Here is a 16,220-nt window from a genome sequence, read left to right on the forward strand (position 1 = left end):
TCACATCCATCTACGCTAGCGTTTGGCAAAACAAGGCCAAAAGGCCGTCAGGCAAAAACTAAAGAGCAGGTTCATGGAAGCTGAAACGCTGGCGCTGGCGCAGGAGATCGATTTCTCCATGTGGGGGCTTTATGCCCGCGCGACCTTTATCGTCAAACTGGTGATGCTGATGCTCATCGGCGCATCGATCTGGTCCTGGGGGATCATCATTCAGAAGCTGATCAACTACCGGGCCGCCCGGCGCGAGGCGCAGGTTTTCGATGAGAGCTTTTGGTCTGGAAACCCCCTGGATGAGTTGTTCGAGCAGATCGGAACGCAGCCGGATGGCAGTTCCGAAAAGATTTTTGCCGCAGGGATGATCGAATGGCGGCGATCACACCGGACGGATGGTGGTTTGATCGCCGGAGCCACGGCGCGGATCGACCGGTCGATGGATGTGGCCATCGCGAAAGAGGCTGAAGGGTTGCAGAAAGGTTTGTCCATTTTGGCGACCGTGGGCTCTACAGCCCCATTCATTGGTCTTTTTGGCACGGTCTGGGGCATCATGAATGCGTTCATCGAGATTGCCGAGCAGCAGAACACCAACCTTGCCGTAGTAGCGCCGGGGATTGCCGAGGCGCTGTTGGCCACCGGACTGGGCCTGCTGGCCGCGATCCCGGCCGTGATTTTCTACAACAAACTCAGTGCAGATAGTGACCGGATCGTTGGCGGTTATGAAGCGTTTGCTGATGAGTTCGCCACCATCCTGTCGCGCCAGTTGGACGGCTGAAGATGGGAGCGGCGGTTCAGCAAAGCTCGGACGGAAATGGGCGCAGGCGCGGGCGGCGGCGTGGGCGCGCGCAGCCAATGGCCGAGATCAATGTGACACCTTTTGTCGACGTCATGCTGGTGCTGCTTATCATCTTCATGGTCGCCGCGCCATTGCTGACCGTTGGCGTGCCCGTCGATCTGCCCAAGACCGCCGCCAGCGCGTTGCCCGGCGATAACGAAGAGCCGTTAACCGTAACCCTGACGGCGGACGGGCGTGTACAGATCCAGACAACGGATGTGCAGCGCGAAGAGTTGATTGGCCGTTTGCGCGCCATTGCGGCAGAACGCAGCAGCGACCGAGTGTTCCTGCGCGCGGATGGGGCTATTCCCTATGCTCAGGTGATGCAGATCATGGGCGCTCTGAATGCAGGTGGTTTTTCCAATGTGGGCCTTGTGACCGATACCGGCGGGCCGACGCTGGATGATGGTGGAGAGTGAGGCTGCGCGGTGGATACCGGCACCAAGATTTCGGCGATTGCGCATGTCAGCCTGATTGGCTGGGCGCTGCTAGGCGGGACCTTCCGGTCCGAGCCGCTGCCGATGGCCGTACAGGATGTGTCCGTGATCTCGGCTGAGCAATTCGCGGCCATGACCGCCCAGCGGAACGCGCCTGAGGTGTCTGAACCGACCGCACTGCAGCAACCTGATCAGCCCAATGAAGTGAACGCGCCCGAACCTGAACCGGATGAGCAGCCGACCCCGGAATCCGTCTCGGTCCCCGAACCCGAACCCGAACCCTTGCCGGAAACTGTCGAATTGCCGCCGGAACCGGAGGTGATTGAGCAGCCGCCGACGCTGGATCAGCCTGACACAGAAGTCGCGGCGCTTCCGGTCCCTCCCGGCCCCGAAACCGCGCCTCGCCCGGCGGACAAGATCGCGCCAGAGCCGATTGCCCCACCTCCGCCAGATGCCAAGCCCGATGACGTCGAGACTCCACCAGTTTCGTTGGATGAAGGGGCAGATACCCAGCAGGAACAGCAGGATCAGACTGCGCCTGAAGAAGCCGCGCCCGAGATCGTGACCGAGGCGGAAGAGGTGGATGATCCGGCTCCGAAGACATCTCCGCGCCCGCAAGTGCGACCGAACCGACCGGCCCCTCAGCCCGAACCCGAAGTGGCCGAGGCCCCTGAGCCTGAGCCGGAAGAGCCGTCGTCAAACAACGAAGCTGCAATCAACGACGCCCTTGCCGAGGCGCTGGGCAACGGAAGCGAACCATCGGGGCCGCCGCTGACCAGCGGTGAAAAAGATGCCATGCGAGTGGCGGTGTCGCGCTGTTGGAACGTAGGCTCGCTGTCGACGGACGCCTTGGAGACCGTCGTCGTCGTCGGATTTTCTCTGTCACGCGATGGCAAGGTGGTCGGTGGCAGCCTGAGGATGCTCGACAGCTCCGGCGGAACTGCGGCATCGGCAAAACAAGCCTACGAAGCCGCCCGCCGCGCGGTTTTGCGCTGCGGCGCGAAAGGATACGAACTGCCTGCTGACAAATACGCGCAATGGCAGGATATTGAGATTACATTCAATCCCGAGAGGATGCGGATCAAATGATGAAACTTCTGACCAGCCTCTTTGTTGGCCTGACCCTGATTTCAGCGCCGGTTTATGCTCAGGACGGACCTCTGCGATTGGAAATCGACGAAGGGATCATTGAACCCTTGCCCTTTGCGGTACCAAGCTTCGTGCCCGATAACGCAGCCGCAGGTCAGTATGCGCAAGACATCTCGCGGGTCATCTCATCGGACCTGACTGGAACCGGGTTGTTTCGCGAGATTTCCTCGGATGCGTTCATCAGCCGCGTCAGCAGTTTCGATGCGCCCGTCCAGTTTGCCGACTGGAAAGCCATCAACGCACAGGCGCTGGTGACCGGGGCGGTGAATGTCGCGGGCAACCGACTGACGGTGCGATTCCGGGTGTGGGACGTGTTTTCGGGCGCTGAACTGGGCAATGGCTTGCAGTTCGCGGGTACAACCGAGGGCTGGCGGCGCATGGCGCACAAGGTGGCGGATCAAGTCTACAGCCGGATCACGGGCGAGGGGGCCTATTTCGACAGCCGCGTCGCGTTCGTGTCCGAGAGTGGCCCCAAGGACCAGCGCCTTAAACGGCTGGCGATCATGGATTATGATGGGGCGAATGTGCAGTACCTGACTGACAGCGCCGCAATCGTGTTGGCCCCGCGCTTCTCGCCGACCGGTGACCGCCTGCTTTACACCAGCTATGAGACCGGTCGCCCGCAGATCTATGTATTGGATATCGCGCGCGTACGTCGGCAGGAATTGAAGACGCAAGACGGCACGATGAGCTTCTCTCCGCGCTTCTCGCCAGATGGCCGGTCGATCGTCTATTCGCTGTCGCAAGGCGGGAATACTGACCTGTGGCGGATGGATTTGGCCTCGGGTCAAAGTGCGCGGCTGACGAACACGCCTGCCATTGAGACTGCGCCCAGCTATTCACCGGACGGAAGTCAGATCGTGTTCGAAAGCGACCGTTCAGGGTCGCCGCAGCTTTATATCATGCCTGCCAATGGGGGCGAGGCGACGCGGATCAGCTTTGGCCAAGGGCGCTATGGCACGCCCGTATGGTCCCCGCGCGGCGACCTGATCGCGTTCACCAAACAGAACAAGGGCCGGTTCCACATCGGAGTGATGCGCGTGGATGGCAGCGAGGAACGCCTGCTAACCGCGTCGTTCCTGGACGAGGGGCCAACATGGTCTCCGAATGGCCGCGTCATCATGTTCACGCGCGAAACACAGGGCGCAAGCGGGCGTTCGACGCTGTATTCGGTGGACATCTCGGGGCGCAATCTGAAACCGGTGCGTACCCCTGACGGTGGCAGCGATCCGTCATGGGGGCCGTTGCAAAATTGATCGGGGTGACGAATCGGAAAAGTTCACAAAAAACCTGCACTGTGTTAGACAGGCGGCAATAAAGATACAAAAGACGAGGCACTTGAAATGAAGCTATTGAGCAAAATCGCAGCGGTGGGCGCGCTGGCGTTGATCGCGGCGTGTACAAATAACGATCCTTCGGCTTTAGGCGGTGGCGCGGGCGGCAACGGCGCGCTTGTACCAGGGTCCCCCAGCGATCCGCGGTCTCCGGCCTATTTCCAGCAGACGGTGGGTGACCGGGTACTGTTTGCGGTGGATCAGTCGACATTGTCGCCTCAGGCGCAGACCGTATTGCAGGGGCAGGCCGATTGGTTGCTGGCCAATCCCGATTTCGTGGCGACAATCGAAGGTCACGCAGACGAACAGGGCACGCGGGAATACAACCTCGCTCTGGGCGAACGACGCGCGAATGCGGCGCGGGAATACCTGATTTCCAGGGGCGTTGCGGGCAATCGTTTGCAGACCGTAACCTACGGAAAAGAGCGCCCGATTGAGATTTGCAGCACCGAGGAATGCTATTCCAAGAACCGCCGCGCGGTGACGGTTCTGACCGGTTCAACCTTGGGGTAAGACGATGAGACTTGCAGGATGGGTTCTGGCCGCGGTTGTCGCAACCGTTAGCATGGCGCAAGCGCAGGATCAGCAGACTCTGGCCGATATCCGGCAAGAGCTGACGGTTTTGCACGTGGAAATTCAGAGACTTAAGCGCGAGTTCTCAACCACCGGCACGCCGTCTCCGAACCTGTCCGGCAGTTCTGTTCTCGAACGCGTGGATGCGATCGAGGCCGAGTTGCAACGGCTGACACGACAGACCGAGCAATTGAACCAAAGGGTGCAGAACGTTGTGACCGACGGCACCAACCGGATTGGTGATCTTGAGTTTCGTCTGGTCGAACTGGAAGGCGGCGACCTGAGCACCTTGGGGGAAACTTCAACCTTGGGCGGTGAGCAAACTGAGATTGCTGTGGCACCAGCGGCGACTGCGCCCGCAGCTGTTGAGCAAGGTGAACTCGCCGTCGGCGAACAGGCCGACTTTGATGCCGCGTCGCAGGCTCTGGCCGATGGCGATTACCAAGGTGCGGCTGATTTGTTCTCACAGTTTGATCTGTCTTACCCCGGCAGCCCGCTGGCTCCGGAAGCCAACCTTCGCAAGGGGCAGGCACTGGAAGGTTTGGGCGACACGCGTGAGGCCGCGCGGGCGTTTCTGGCCAGTTTTACCGGCGACTCGGAAGGCCCTCTGGCCCCTGAAGCGCTTTTCGAACTGGGCGCGGCTTTGGGACGTCTGGGCCAAACCGATCAGGCCTGCATCACTTTGGGAGAGGTCGGTGTGCGGTTCCCATCCTCGGCCCCGGCTACGTCAGCGACACAGGAAATGGCAAGTCTGGGCTGTTCTTGACCAACGCAGACACTTTGCTGACAGAACTCAGGTCTCGGCTGCCTGACCCATTGCCGCCCCGTCTGGGCGTCGCCGTTTCAGGCGGCAGTGATTCAACGGCCTTGCTGCATCTTTTGTCCCAAATTGCCCGAGAGTCGCATATCGAACTGCATGCGGCGACCGTTGACCACGGGTTGCGACCAAACTCCTCGGACGAAGCGAAATCGGTCGCTGAGCTGGCACGGTCATGGGGAATTCCGCATCAGACATTGCAATGGCAAGGCTGGGACGGTTCCGGCAACCTTCAGGATCAGGCTCGTCAAGCGCGGTACCGTTTGCTGACGGATTGGGCAAAAAGCAACAGCCTGACCGCGATTGCGCTGGGGCACACCGAAGATGATCAAGCGGAAACGGTCTTGATGCGGTTGGCCCGATCTTCCGGTGTTTCGGGTCTGTCCGCAATGTCCGGATTGCGTCGCGAAAACGGTATCGACTTACTGCGCCCGTTACTGGCCACATCCCGCGCCGCCTTGCGCAACCACCTGATCGAAGCGGGCATTAGCTGGTTCGAAGACCCCTCGAATCAGGATACTAGATTTGATCGGATCCGGATGCGAAACGCCCTGTCGGAACTGGACCAGATCGGAATTTCGACCCACGCGCTGTCGCGCGTCGCTGAAAATCTTGCACAAGCGCGTGAAGCATTGGCGCAATATGCGCAGGATGCCGCCCGTTGTTGCATTCAGTGCGTCGACGGGGCACTGCGTTTCGATCGCGACGCGTTTGCCCGATATCCGATCGAAATCCGCCGCAGGCTTTTGGTGGCCGGTGTGCTTTGGATTGCGGGTGACGGCTATCCACCGCGCAATAGCGCAATCCAGCAGGGGCTGTTGGCCATCGAAACCGGGCAAACAGCAACAATTGGCGGTTGCATCTTGCTGTCCGAGGGCAAAAAAACATGGCTTTGCAGAGAGCTAAACGCCGTGCGCGACCTTGTGGCGCAGCCGGGGGATCTGTGGGATCGCAGGTGGAAACTCACCGGACCAGACGATCCAAACTCGGAAATCAGAGCCTTGGGTGCGGACGGCATTCTTCAGGTTGAAGATTGGCGTGCATCAGGAAAGCCCCGCGCTGTATTGATGGCTTCACCCGCCGTCTGGTCGGGCGATCAGGTGATTTCAGCCCCACTTGCAGGGTTCGGCAATGGTTGGACGGCGCAAATTACGCAGGAATGGCCTGACTTTTACTCTTCGATTTTATCGCATTGAACATGCCTGAATCATCTCTATTTTAAGAGGCAACACGGCAGAACCCCATCTGCCGAAACCGTTTGGGAGATTTTCCTTGGGCAACGCTCGCAACATCGCCTTTTGGGTCGTACTGTTTCTGCTGATCCTCGCACTGTTCAACCTGTTCAGCGGACCCAGCGGGTCGCTCCAGAATAACGAACGCACCTATTCCGAATTTGTCAGCGCGGTTGACGCCGGTGACGTGACCAACGTGACATTGGATGGTGAACAGATCCGGTATCGCACAAGTGACAACCGTGACTACGTCACGATCAAGCCTGCAGATGCCGAAGTCACCAAGCTTTTGATCGACAAGAACATCCCTGTCCGCGCTGAAAAACAGCAGCAATCCGGGTTTCAGTCGTTCCTGATCACGCTGCTTCCATTCCTGCTGCTGATCGGTGTCTGGGTCTATTTCATGAACCGGATGCAGGGTGGCGGCAAAGGTGGAGCGATGGGCTTTGGCAAGTCCAAAGCCAAGATGCTGACCGAAAAGCAAGGCCGCGTGACCTTCGATGACGTTGCAGGCATCGACGAGGCAAAAGAAGAGCTGGAAGAGATCGTCGAATTCCTACGCAACCCGCAGAAGTTCTCACGCCTCGGCGGTAAAATCCCCAAGGGTGCGCTGCTGGTTGGCCCTCCGGGTACCGGTAAGACGCTGCTGGCCCGTGCCATTGCGGGTGAGGCGGGTGTGCCCTTCTTCACCATCTCGGGTTCCGACTTTGTTGAGATGTTTGTGGGTGTCGGCGCATCCCGTGTCCGTGACATGTTCGAACAGGCCAAGAAAAACGCGCCTTGTATCGTGTTTATCGACGAGATCGACGCCGTGGGTCGCCATCGTGGTGCCGGTTATGGCGGCGGTAACGATGAACGGGAACAGACTCTGAACCAGTTGCTGGTCGAGATGGACGGTTTTGAGGCCAACGAAGGCGTCATCATTCTGGCGGCCACCAACCGCAAGGACGTTCTGGATCCGGCTCTGCTGCGTCCGGGCCGGTTTGACCGCAACGTGACCGTTGGCAACCCTGACATTAAAGGCCGTGAGAAAATTCTGGGTGTACATGCGCGCAAAACGCCTTTGGGCCCCGATGTCGATCTTCGCATCATTGCACGGGGTACTCCGGGCTTCTCGGGTGCCGATCTGGCGAACCTCGTGAATGAGGCGGCGCTGATGGCTGCCCGTGTGGGTCGCCGCTTTGTCACTATGGAAGACTTTGAGAACGCCAAAGACAAGGTGATGATGGGGGCCGAGCGCCGCAGTATGGTGCTGACCCAGGACCAGAAGGAAAAGACCGCCTATCACGAGGCCGGTCACGCCGTTGTCGGCCTGACCCTGCCGCTGTGCGATCCAGTCTATAAGGCGACAATCATCCCGCGCGGTGGTGCGTTGGGCATGGTTGTGTCGTTGCCGGAAATGGACCGCCTGAACTATCACCGCGATGAGTGCGAGCAAAAGCTGGCCATGACGATGGCCGGAAAGGCCGCTGAGGTCATAAAATACGGTGAAGACCACGTTTCCAACGGTCCTGCAGGTGACATCATGCAGGCCAGCCAGTTGGCGCGCGCTATGGTGATGCGCTGGGGTATGTCGGACAAGGTTGGTAATATCGACTATGCCGAGGCGCATGAGGGCTATCAGGGAAATACCGCTGGCTTCTCGGTCTCGGCCCACACCAAGGAATTGATCGAAGAAGAGGTCAAGCGCCTGATCCAGCAAGGCTATGAGCGGGCGCATGAAATCCTCAGCGAGCAAAGCGAAGAATGGGAACGTTTGGCGCAAGGTCTTCTGGAATACGAAACCCTGACTGGTGACGAGATCAAGCGTGTCATGAACGGCGACGCGCCGACCGAGGATGACGATGAGGGCGACAAACCCGATGAGGGCAGCGCGCCCAGCGTCACCGCCATTCCGAAGACCAAGGTCAAGAAGTCTCCACCTGATGGTGGGATGGAGCCGGAACCCTCGGCATAATGAACAAAACCCGGGCCAAGGCTCGGGTTTTTCTTTTCTTTGGTGCCGTCTTACCGTCTAGTGGCCGCCGGAATACTGCGAGGGAACAAAACAATGCCGGTCTTGCGCGAAACCGAATACACGGGCGAAGTCGTCTGGTTGGGGCACGTCCCGGGGGGCAAGTCGATCCGGGCCGAAGCCGTCAGCGCCCTGTCACTGGGGTTTGCAGGGGTGCAGGGAGAGCGGCATGAGGGTCTCAACCGCGCGTCTTGCGTGAGGATGCGCAACATATATCCGCAAGGCACCGAAATCCGCAATGTGCGCCAGCTTTCCGTCTTGTCCGAAGAAGAGATGCAGGCAACGGCAGCCGAGATGGGATTGGACCATTTGGACCCGTCCTATCTGGGGGTCAGCATCTTGTTGCGGGGCATTCCGGATTTCACCCATATCCCCCCGTCCTCGCGCCTTCAGGGGCCGGATGGGGTGACCCTTACCGTCGATATGGAAAACCGCCCCTGCGTCATTCCCGGCCGCGAAGTTGAGGTGGATCAGCCGGGCCACGGTGCCGCATTCAAACCTGCCGCTCAGGGACGGCGTGGAGTAACCGCCTGGGTGGAACGAACCGGAGAATTGAAGCGGGGTGATTCCATGAAACTGTTTGTGCCGGATCAGCGCGCCTGGACACCTTAAGGCACAGGTTTTCCGATGGGAAACGATCAAAGTGACGTGACGCCACCCTGTAAGTGACGCTACGCCGTTTCACGACGTGATTATGTCGGAATCCATATCCATCGTTTCGGTACACAATTGTATGGATTGCGCAGCACCGGGCCATTTGCGCCGGTTTGCACGGCATTCAATCAGGGATCTTGCCCAATGAGCTACAAATCCGACATCGAAATCGCCCGCGAAGCGAACAAGAAGCCGATTCAGGAAATCGGCGCAAAGATTGGCATCTCTAGCGATGATCTGCTGCCCTATGGCCACGACAAGGCGAAGGTCAGCCAGGACTTCATCAACTCGGTTCAGGACCGTGAAGACGGCAAGCTGATCCTTGTCACCGCGATCAACCCGACCCCTGCGGGTGAGGGCAAGACCACAACCACCGTGGGTCTGGGCGACGGTCTGAACCGCATCGGCAAAAACGCGATGATCTGTATCCGCGAAGCCTCGCTTGGCCCGAACTTCGGCATGAAGGGCGGCGCTGCGGGTGGTGGCTATGCACAGGTTGTTCCGATGGAGGAAATGAACCTGCACTTCACCGGCGACTTCCACGCCATCACTTCAGCCCACTCACTGCTGTCGGCCATGATCGACAACCACATCTACTGGGGCAACGAATGCGACATCGACATCCGTCGCGTTGCATGGCGTCGTGTGGTCGATATGAACGACCGCGCATTGCGTCAGATCACGGCGTCTCTGGGCGGTGTGTCGAACGGTTTCCCGCGTGAAGCCGGTTTTGACATCACCGTGGCGTCCGAGGTCATGGCGATCCTGTGCCTGGCCAACAACCTGAAGGATCTGGAAAAGCGTTTGGGCGACATTATCGTAGCCTATCGCCGCGACAAATCACCGGTCTACTGCCGCGACATCAAGGCAGAAGGTGCGATGACCGTTCTGCTGAAAGATGCGATGCAGCCGAACCTGGTGCAGACGCTGGAAAACAACCCCGCCTTCGTCCACGGTGGCCCGTTCGCGAACATCGCGCATGGCTGTAACTCGGTCATCGCGACCAAGACCGCTCTGAAAGTTGCCGACTACGTAGTGACCGAAGCCGGTTTCGGTGCCGATTTGGGCGCCGAGAAGTTCATGAACATCAAGTGCCGCAAAGCAGGCATCGCACCTTCGGCAGTCGTGCTGGTTGCTACCGTGCGCGCGATGAAGATGAATGGCGGCGTTGCCAAGGCCGATCTGAGTGCCGAAAACGTCGACGCGGTTCAATCTGGATGCGCCAACCTTGGGCGTCACATCGAAAACGTGAAGTCCTTTGGTGTCCCGGTTGTCGTCGCCATCAACCACTTTGTCACTGACACCGATGATGAAGTCGAAGCGGTCAAGAAATACTGCGCGGATCACGGGGTCGAAGCGGTTCTGTCGCGTCACTGGGAACTGGGCTCCGACGGGTCGGCCCCTCTGGCCGAGAAGGTGGTTGAAATCGTAGAAGGTGGCACCGCAAACTTTGCACCCATCTACCCTGATGAAATGCCACTGTTCGAAAAGATTGAAACCATCGCCAAGCGCATCTATCGCGCCGACGAGGTTCTGGCCGACAACAAGATCCGCAACCAACTGCGCGAGTGGGAAGACGCTGGCTACGGCAACCTACCAGTCTGCATGGCGAAAACGCAGTATTCGTTCTCGACCGACCCGACCCTGCGCGGCGCGCCGACCGGCCACTCGGTCCCTGTGCGTGAGGTCCGCTTATCCGCGGGCGCTGGCTTCATCGTCGTTGTCTGCGGCGAGATCATGACCATGCCCGGTCTGCCGCGCAAACCCGCTGCTGAAACCATCTGCCTTAACGACGCAGGTGAGATCGAGGGCTTGTTCTAAGCCCCCAAATGAGACATCTCGTGGTCCGGGGAAGCCCCCGGGCCATGAGGAGACGAAGATGCCCACTCTGACACCGCCGCAAGACTGTCAATCGATGCAGGAATTGCGGGTTCAGATCGACAAGCTGGATCGCCATCTGATCGAGATGCTGGCGGCGCGCGCGGGATACATCGACCGTGCCTCGCAGCTTAAACCGGCCGAGGGGCTGCCTGCCCGCATCCCGGACCGTGTTGAGGAAGTGGTGCAGCGCGTGCGCGTCAGCTCGGACGATCTGGGTATGGACCCGGACCTTGCTGAACGGCTTTGGCGCATTTTGATTGACTGGTCGATTGCACGTGAGGAACGTGTTCTCGGCTCTGACTGACCGGGCATCCTGATCCGGTTTTGAACGAAGGGATCGAAGAATGGTAGCCCAGGTTATTGATGGCAAGGCGTTCGCAGCGAAAGTTCGCGCGCAGGTGGCTGATCAGGTTGCAAAGCTGAAGGAGCAAAGCGGCATCACCCCAGGCTTGGCCGTGGTTCTGGTCGGTGAAGACCCGGCCAGCCAGGTCTACGTGCGCTCGAAGGGCAAGCAGACCGTCGAGGTCGGCATGAACTCCTACGAGCATAAGCTGGACGCCGAGACATCCGAGGAAGACCTGCTGGCGTTGATCGACAAGCTGAACAACGACCCTGCCGTGCACGGTATCTTGGTGCAATTGCCACTACCAAAACACCTGAATGAAGATCTGGTGATTAACTCCATCGACCCGGCCAAGGATGTGGATGGATTCCACATCTCGAACGTTGGCTTGCTGGGCACGGGGCAGAAGTCGATGGTGCCCTGCACACCACTGGGGTGCTTGATGATGCTGCGTGATCACCATGGGTCGTTGTCGGGGATGGACGCGGTGGTAATCGGGCGTTCAAACATCGTAGGTAAGCCGATGGCGCAGCTGTTGCTGGGCGACAGTTGCACCGTCACCATTGCACATAGCCGCACTAAGGATCTACCCGATGTCGTGCGCCGCGCCGATATCGTTGTCGCCGCTGTTGGCCGACCCGAGATGGTGCCAGGCGACTGGATCAAAGAGGGCGCAACCGTGATCGACGTGGGCATCAATCGGATCGAGCGGGACGGCAAGAACAAGCTGGTGGGCGACGTGGACTACGCCAGCGCAGCCGAGCGCGCGGGGGCGATTACACCTGTGCCCGGTGGTGTCGGCCCGATGACCATCGCCTGCCTTCTGGCAAACACTTTGACGGCCTGTTGCCGCGCCAACGGCATGCCCGAGCCCGAAGGCCTGACGGCCTGACAATTTCAACTGGGTGTGAAGCAAGCGCAACTTGCATCTCGAAGATTACAGTTTTGTTAATTCGAGACTGATAGGGTTGCCTTCACGCAACCCGGTGATATGGCTTAAACACCAATGAGTTGGCGTGTTTTTACGCATGTGCGCGAAGCCGCAATCGGTTATGCCCTGAGGAGGGGGGCGTTTCCAGCTATGAAGATTGAATTGCAACCGATTCTGGCCTTTTGCAACCTTCAAAGAGTGTTGGCGGGGCTGGTTTTCATTCCCCTGCTCGCGTACTCCTTTGCGCCGTTTCGCGACATGAACCTTTCGTTTTCACTGCGCGTTGTGTTCTGGACGGGCGTCATGGCCCTGGCACTTGGGGCCACAAGGACAGCCAGCAAACTGGTGCGCAGGCATTTTTGTGAATTCCGTTTGATCGCCCGCGATGCCCTGTTCGCTTTGTTGATTCTTTCGATGTTTGCGCCTTCGCTGTGGTTTCTAACTTGGGTCATATTCAGCGTCAGCGGTCAGGATGCGCCTGGCTTGCCCACTGTGGTGCCTTATGGCGTTATGTTCGCAACCGGATTGCTTCTTGTAAGGCAACGTGACCAAGACGTGCCGGAACCCGCAAGGCACGACCCTCGCCTGCTGAACCGCCTTCCGGATACGTTCGACGGCCAGATCGTTCGCCTGAGCGTACGCGATCATTGCGTTGATGTTGTCACGACCGCCGGTATTTTCACCATTCGTTCCAGGCTCTCCGACGCAATTGCGGAAATGGAGCCGGTTGAAGGCTGTTGCACGCATCGGTCACACTGGGTTGTGCGCGCCGCCATCGTAGGGGCGAAAAAAGAAGGCGGAAAAAATTGGCTTCACCTCTCTAACGGTGACCGGATTCCGGTGAGCCGAAAGTACAAACCCGTGTTGGAGGATGCAGGCGTCCTATAGCCGGTTGGTTATCGCGGCATAGGTAGCATTCTGGGCTGGTCACCCGTCAGAATTGCACGGGCGGTCTTGCCGAACATACCCGCCAGAACTTTGTCCGAGCTTCTCAACCCTCCGGTGTAGGTTCCGTAAGCAGGCAAAATCAGGCGCGCGTCATCCACCAAGAAAGCCGGGCGTGTGATCGTTCTGCCTTTGGCGTTCAAACTCACTTTCGGATGGTAATGGCCCGATATCTCGGCACATGCGTCCGACTGCGCGATGTGGCGAAAGACCAGGGGCGCAATTTCCCATTCTGCCAAATGCGTCCCGCCAAGCTCAACCGGGCCGGGGTCATGGTTTCCTTCAATCCATATCCATTTTCTACCTGCCTGAAGCGTTGCGATGTGCATCTGGTCATCTGGGTCCAGGCTTTGCGCAGTTTCAAGATCGTCAAAGCTGTCGCCCAGACAGATCACGGTTGACGCCTCGGTTCTCGCCAGATCAGAGGCCAATCGAGTCAACGTCTCGCGGTTTTCGTATGGCGGTAGGGCAGGGCCACCGTTGCGAACCATTCGCTGTGACTTGCCTAGATGCAAGTCCGACACGCAGAGCAGGTCTTGCTCGGGCCACCAAAGGGCTCCCGAACCCAGCGCGGACAGGTTTTGTCCCGCAAACACAAAGTCGCACACGTTCATGATACGTTCTTTGCTTTTTTGCCCGGCGCAATCAAGCGGAATCAGCCGGTCTCCAACCCGGCGGCCTGCAAAAGGCGCGCGCTTTCGTTTGCCAACAGGCGCTCCTCGGCCTCGCCTTTGACCGGTACTTTGCCGACTTCAAGAAACAAAGGTGCCGCCAGGGGCGAGACACGATCCAGTCTCAGCAGGTCAATCCGATCATTGATCCTATCCAGCATGCCCTCGATCCGGCCGAAATCGACCAGCCCGCGCATCGCCTCTTCGCGCGTGATCTGCATCAGCAGGTGATCGGGGTCGTACTTCAGCAAAGTGTCATACAGGATATCCGACGAAAACGTGGCCTGACGCCCGGATTTACGTTGGCCACCTGTGTTGCGTTCGATCAGCCCCGCGATGGTGGCTGAGGCGCGGAACGTGCGTTTCATGACCGCGTTTCCGGCCAACCATGTGTCCAAACCATCGCGCAGCGCGTCCCGCTGAAACAGAGGTCGTGGGTCAGTGACGGCGTCCAGACCCCAGATCAACGTGGCATAATCGGTGGCGACAAAGCCAAGCGGGGCAAGACCCATCTCCTCCATACGCTTGGTCAGCAGCAGACCCAGTGTTTGCTGTGCGTTTCGCCCTGCAAACCCGTAGACGCATATGTTCTCGCGCCCGTCATTGGGAAAGCTCTCGATCAACAAGCGATCACGCTGCGGCAGGCGCGACATCTGCCTCTGCAGCGCCAGCCATTCTGCGGTATGTTGTGGAAGCTGCGGCCAATCGGTCTGGTCGAACATGCGTAGAATGCGGTCGCTAAGCTGGGTAGACGTAGCGAACTTGGTGCCCGCAAAGACCGCGACCTTAGGCTTCCTGTCGGCGCGGCGGCTGACCTCGACCACCATCTCACGCAGGCCCTCATAGCGGACGATCTGTCCTCCGATCAGGAACGTGTCACCGGGTGTGAGAGAGGCCGCAAAGGCCTCCTCAACCTCGCCCAAGGGTTTGCCGCCACGATTGCGTCGCAGCCGAACCTTGAGCGTATCCGTGTCCTGAATTGTGCCCAAGTTCATACGAATACGCTGCGCGGCGCGCGGGTCGCGCAGGTGCCAAAGACCGTCTGCGCGCTGTTGCAAACGCTGCCAGCGGTCATAGGCGCGTAGGGCATAGCCGCCGGTTGCACAGAACTCCAGACAGTCATCGAATTCGGTGCGGCTCAACTGGGCGAAAGGCCCGGCTGATGTCATCTCGGTATAGAGAACGCCCGCATCGAACGGACCGCTGGCCGCCGCGATCAGGATGTGCTGGCACAACACGTCCCGAGGTCCCTTGCCTCGGGGCTCGCCATCCAATTCATGCGCGCGAGCCGCTTCGAGCGCGGCGACGCACTCGACCACTTCGAACCGGTTTGCGGGCACCAACAACGCCTTGGACGGCGCGTTGTAGCGGTGATTGGCACGTCCGATCCTTTGCACCAGCCGTTTCACGTTCTTGGGTGCACCGATCTGTACGACCAGGTCGACGTCACCCCAGTCAATGCCCAGATCCAGACTGCCAGTACAAACAATGGCGCGCAAATCGCCGCGTACCATCGCGGCCTCAACCCGTTCGCGTTGCTGCCGATCCAGACTGCCGTGATGGATGCCAATGGGTAGACCTTCGTCATTGGCCAGCCATAGGTTGTGAAAGAAAATCTCGGCCTGCGCGCGCGTGTTGTGAAAAATCAGCGTGGTCTTGTGTTGCTTGATCTGCTCCAAAACCGCGGGGATCGCATAAGCCGCCCCGCCACCCGACCAGGGCGGTTTTTCTTCGGTTTCCAGCATCGAGATGTCGGGGTCGGGTCCGGGATCGGCCTGAATGATCTGACAGGGGTCCGGTTGCCGCGCCAAAAACTGCGCGATGGCTTCAGGGTCTTCGACGGTTGCGGACAGTCCGACGCGGCGCAAATCCGGGCACAGCGACTGCAGCCGCGCCAAGGCCAGCATCAGTTGATCGCCGCGCTTGCTCTCGGCAAGTGCATGAATTTCATCGACAATCACCCTTTCGACGCCGGTGAACATGCGGGCGGCATCCTCATACGAGGTCAGGAGCGCAAGGCTCTCGGGTGTGGTCAAAAGGATATGCGGCGGGTCGACGCGCTGGCGTTTTTTCTGCGTTGCCGAGGTGTCGCCGGTGCGATCCTCGACGCGGATTGACAGTTCGATTTCGTCGACGGGCGCGCGTAGATTGCGTCGAATGTCCGCTGCCAGCGCCTTAAGAGGGGAAACATAGATTGTATGCAGACCAGCGTGCTCTCCGGACGCCAACTCTGCCAACGTTGGCAAGAACCCTGCCATGGTTTTGCCGCCACCGGTGGGCGCAATCAGTAGCGTCGCCGGGTCCCGTGCCCGGTCGAACATGTCTTGCTGATGCGGGTGGATGGACCAGCCCTTTTGGGAAAACCAGTTCTGGATTGCCGGGGGTATCTGCGCCATCCCGGCAAACCTAT

The 16,220-nt window shown here is 59.2% G+C and carries 15 protein-coding genes; 13 read left to right on the forward strand and 2 right to left on the reverse strand.

What is annotated here, in order from left to right:
* Positions 1-73 precede the first annotated feature (73 nt).
* The 13 genes from tolQ to ACR0CR_RS06240 all read left to right on the forward strand — a co-directional run bounded on the left by tolQ (position 74) and on the right by ACR0CR_RS06240 (position 13,082).
* Positions 74-769, forward strand: a complete 696-nt coding sequence (tolQ, locus tag ACR0CR_RS06180; RefSeq protein ID WP_480597685.1) for a protein TolQ — start codon at positions 74-76, stop codon at positions 767-769.
* A gap of 2 nt (positions 770-771) precedes the next feature.
* Positions 772-1,248, forward strand: coding sequence for a protein TolR (gene tolR / locus ACR0CR_RS06185; RefSeq protein WP_170655023.1), 477 nt, complete (start codon positions 772-774; stop codon positions 1,246-1,248).
* Between the two features lie 9 nt (positions 1,249-1,257).
* Positions 1,258-2,355, forward strand: coding sequence for an energy transducer TonB (locus tag ACR0CR_RS06190; RefSeq protein WP_480597686.1), 1,098 nt, complete (start codon positions 1,258-1,260; stop codon positions 2,353-2,355).
* Positions 2,352-3,671 (forward strand): Tol-Pal system beta propeller repeat protein TolB, encoded by a 1,320-nt coding sequence (tolB, locus tag ACR0CR_RS06195; protein ID WP_480597687.1) that lies wholly within the window; start codon positions 2,352-2,354, stop codon positions 3,669-3,671. Before ACR0CR_RS06190 ends, tolB begins: the two co-directional genes overlap by 4 nt.
* A gap of 87 nt (positions 3,672-3,758) precedes the next feature.
* A complete protein-coding gene (pal, locus tag ACR0CR_RS06200) occupies positions 3,759-4,262 on the forward strand; it encodes a peptidoglycan-associated lipoprotein Pal (RefSeq protein WP_480597688.1) in 504 nt (167 codons plus the stop codon).
* Between the two features lie 4 nt (positions 4,263-4,266).
* Positions 4,267-5,088: a tol-pal system protein YbgF gene (gene ybgF, locus ACR0CR_RS06205; RefSeq protein WP_480597689.1), complete on the forward strand. Its 822-nt coding sequence runs from the start codon at positions 4,267-4,269 to the stop codon at positions 5,086-5,088.
* Positions 5,085-6,335: a tRNA lysidine(34) synthetase TilS gene (tilS, locus tag ACR0CR_RS06210; protein ID WP_480597690.1), complete on the forward strand. Its 1,251-nt coding sequence runs from the start codon at positions 5,085-5,087 to the stop codon at positions 6,333-6,335. The genes ybgF and tilS overlap by 4 nt, the downstream gene beginning before the upstream one ends.
* A gap of 76 nt (positions 6,336-6,411) precedes the next feature.
* Positions 6,412-8,328: an ATP-dependent zinc metalloprotease FtsH gene (gene ftsH, locus ACR0CR_RS06215; protein ID WP_480597691.1), complete on the forward strand. Its 1,917-nt coding sequence runs from the start codon at positions 6,412-6,414 to the stop codon at positions 8,326-8,328.
* Between the two features lie 93 nt (positions 8,329-8,421).
* Positions 8,422-8,997, forward strand: coding sequence for an MOSC domain-containing protein (locus tag ACR0CR_RS06220; protein WP_480597692.1), 576 nt, complete (start codon positions 8,422-8,424; stop codon positions 8,995-8,997).
* A gap of 186 nt (positions 8,998-9,183) precedes the next feature.
* Positions 9,184-10,860 carry a formate--tetrahydrofolate ligase gene (locus ACR0CR_RS06225; RefSeq protein ID WP_480597694.1) on the forward strand — a complete coding sequence of 559 codons (1,677 nt, stop codon included), beginning with the start codon at positions 9,184-9,186 and terminating at the stop codon, positions 10,858-10,860.
* Positions 10,861-10,918: 58 nt separating this feature from the next.
* Complete coding sequence (locus tag ACR0CR_RS06230) at positions 10,919-11,224, forward strand: chorismate mutase (protein WP_480597695.1); 306 nt, start codon at positions 10,919-10,921, stop codon at positions 11,222-11,224.
* A 40-nt stretch (positions 11,225-11,264) separates the two neighbouring features.
* Complete coding sequence (folD, locus tag ACR0CR_RS06235) at positions 11,265-12,155, forward strand: bifunctional methylenetetrahydrofolate dehydrogenase/methenyltetrahydrofolate cyclohydrolase FolD (protein ID WP_480597696.1); 891 nt, start codon at positions 11,265-11,267, stop codon at positions 12,153-12,155.
* A gap of 189 nt (positions 12,156-12,344) precedes the next feature.
* A complete protein-coding gene (locus ACR0CR_RS06240; RefSeq protein WP_480597697.1) occupies positions 12,345-13,082 on the forward strand; it encodes a LytTR family DNA-binding domain-containing protein in 738 nt (245 codons plus the stop codon).
* A gap of 8 nt (positions 13,083-13,090) precedes the next feature.
* Here ACR0CR_RS06240 and pdeM read toward each other — a convergent pair whose 3' ends face one another.
* Both pdeM and ACR0CR_RS06250 read right to left on the reverse strand, forming a co-directional pair.
* A complete protein-coding gene (gene pdeM, locus ACR0CR_RS06245) occupies positions 13,091-13,753 on the reverse strand; it encodes a ligase-associated DNA damage response endonuclease PdeM (RefSeq protein ID WP_480597698.1) in 663 nt (220 codons plus the stop codon).
* Positions 13,754-13,794: 41 nt separating this feature from the next.
* A complete protein-coding gene (locus tag ACR0CR_RS06250; RefSeq protein WP_480597699.1) occupies positions 13,795-16,206 on the reverse strand; it encodes a ligase-associated DNA damage response DEXH box helicase in 2,412 nt (803 codons plus the stop codon).
* Positions 16,207-16,220 lie beyond the last annotated feature (14 nt).

The organism is Ruegeria sp. AM2 (assembly GCF_056540685.1).

Excerpts from the sequence above, each read along its gene's own strand:
- tolQ (WP_480597685.1), top strand. The coding sequence starts at position 74 with ATGGAAGCTGAAACGCTGGCGCTGGCGCAGGAGATCGATTTCTCCATG.
- tolR (WP_170655023.1), top strand. The coding sequence starts at position 772 with ATGGGAGCGGCGGTTCAGCAAAGCTCGGACGGAAATGGGCGCAGGCGC.
- tolB (WP_480597687.1), top strand. The coding sequence starts at position 2,352 with ATGATGAAACTTCTGACCAGCCTCTTTGTTGGCCTGACCCTGATTTCA.
- pal (WP_480597688.1), top strand. The coding sequence starts at position 3,759 with ATGAAGCTATTGAGCAAAATCGCAGCGGTGGGCGCGCTGGCGTTGATC.
- ybgF (WP_480597689.1), top strand. The coding sequence starts at position 4,267 with ATGAGACTTGCAGGATGGGTTCTGGCCGCGGTTGTCGCAACCGTTAGC.
- ACR0CR_RS06220 (WP_480597692.1), top strand. The coding sequence starts at position 8,422 with ATGCCGGTCTTGCGCGAAACCGAATACACGGGCGAAGTCGTCTGGTTG.
- ACR0CR_RS06225 (WP_480597694.1), top strand. The coding sequence starts at position 9,184 with ATGAGCTACAAATCCGACATCGAAATCGCCCGCGAAGCGAACAAGAAG.
- ACR0CR_RS06230 (WP_480597695.1), top strand. The coding sequence starts at position 10,919 with ATGCCCACTCTGACACCGCCGCAAGACTGTCAATCGATGCAGGAATTG.
- folD (WP_480597696.1), top strand. The coding sequence starts at position 11,265 with ATGGTAGCCCAGGTTATTGATGGCAAGGCGTTCGCAGCGAAAGTTCGC.
- ACR0CR_RS06240 (WP_480597697.1), top strand. The coding sequence starts at position 12,345 with ATGAAGATTGAATTGCAACCGATTCTGGCCTTTTGCAACCTTCAAAGA.
- pdeM (WP_480597698.1), bottom strand. The coding sequence starts at position 13,753 with ATGAACGTGTGCGACTTTGTGTTTGCGGGACAAAACCTGTCCGCGCTG.
- ACR0CR_RS06250 (WP_480597699.1), bottom strand. The coding sequence starts at position 16,206 with ATGGCGCAGATACCCCCGGCAATCCAGAACTGGTTTTCCCAAAAGGGC.